This is a genomic window from Bosea sp. 29B (genome assembly GCF_902506165.1).
Classification (GTDB): domain Bacteria; phylum Pseudomonadota; class Alphaproteobacteria; order Rhizobiales; family Beijerinckiaceae; genus Allobosea.
Map to the genome: position 1 here is coordinate 1 of NZ_LR733821.1, position 1,093 is coordinate 1,093.

Genomic DNA, 1,093 nt, shown 5'->3' on the forward strand with positions numbered 1-1,093 from the left:
GCCGGCGTGGTGCCGGCGACGAAGGCGGTGCGCGCCTGCGGCGTCAGCTCGCCAAAACCGTGGCGCCAGCCGAGCATGGCCCGGGCGAACAGCGGCATCGCCCCAAGCTGCGCCTCGGCCCTTAAGCCCAGCGTGGTGAAGCCGAGCGTCTGGTCGGAAGAGAGCACGCGCAAGGCCGTAGCTCCGCCACGCTCGGTGCCGGCGTCCGTGCTGACGCGGATCAGCGCCAGCTGGGCGAAGGGCTCGAGCGCAATGCCCTGGAAGGTGAAGCCATAGCCGAGCTCGGCAAACCCTTGCGTCACCGAGCCCGGACGCTGCAGCCGCAGCAAGTCGCCAAAACCGCGGATCGCGACCTGGCGGCGGATATCGCTCTCGGACCAGGTGTAGGCCGCGCCGGCATCGAGCCTTAGCTGGCCGAAGCGGGCGCCGGCATAGAGCGCGGCATGGCCACTCTCCAGCTTGCCGGTCGAGAGCCTGGCATCGAGATCGAAGCGCGACTGGCTGTAGCCGCCGGCGACGCCGACTTTGAGCGACGACCCCGGCGCCTCGTAGAGCATGACGTCCGCCCCGAGCAGGGCGCCGCCGCTGCGGCGGCTCAGGCTCGCGGCGTTGCCGTCTGCGTCGGTGTTGCCGGTGCTGCCGAAGGCCGTACCCCAGAGCGCATAGCGCGGCTGTGGCACTGGCGCGGGCATCACGATCCCGCTTTTGCGGCCGGGCAGATCGGCAGTGAAGGCGCCTGCAACCTGACCGGGCGCCTGCGTCAGCAGCGGCCCGCGCAGATGGCCCAGAATGGTGTCGCGCACCAGCCGGCTCTCGTCGATCATCACGCTGACCGCCTGGGCATGCGCCTCGCCCGAGAGCAGGTCGAAGCCGGCGCGGGCTTCCTCTGCCGTCGCCGAGATCAGCGCGTCATAGACGGGGTTGCCGACCCCGAGCCGCTCCGCCGCCATCGCGATGAAGCCCTGATTGCGGGTCGCGGCGACAGAGGTTCCGCCAGAGCTGCCGCCACTATTGTCGGGGCCGAACGAGGTGTCGTTGCGCGTCATCGTCAGCGTGACGTTCGTGCCGCCATAGCTCAGCGAGGGCGTCAGGA

General features: G+C 70.4%; 1 protein-coding gene. It reads right to left on the bottom strand.

The window, feature by feature from the left end; all coding sequences use genetic code 11:
- Positions 1 to 1,093 (bottom strand): autotransporter outer membrane beta-barrel domain-containing protein (locus GV161_RS30845; protein ID WP_159650699.1); only part of this gene is annotated, 1,093 nt, incomplete at both ends.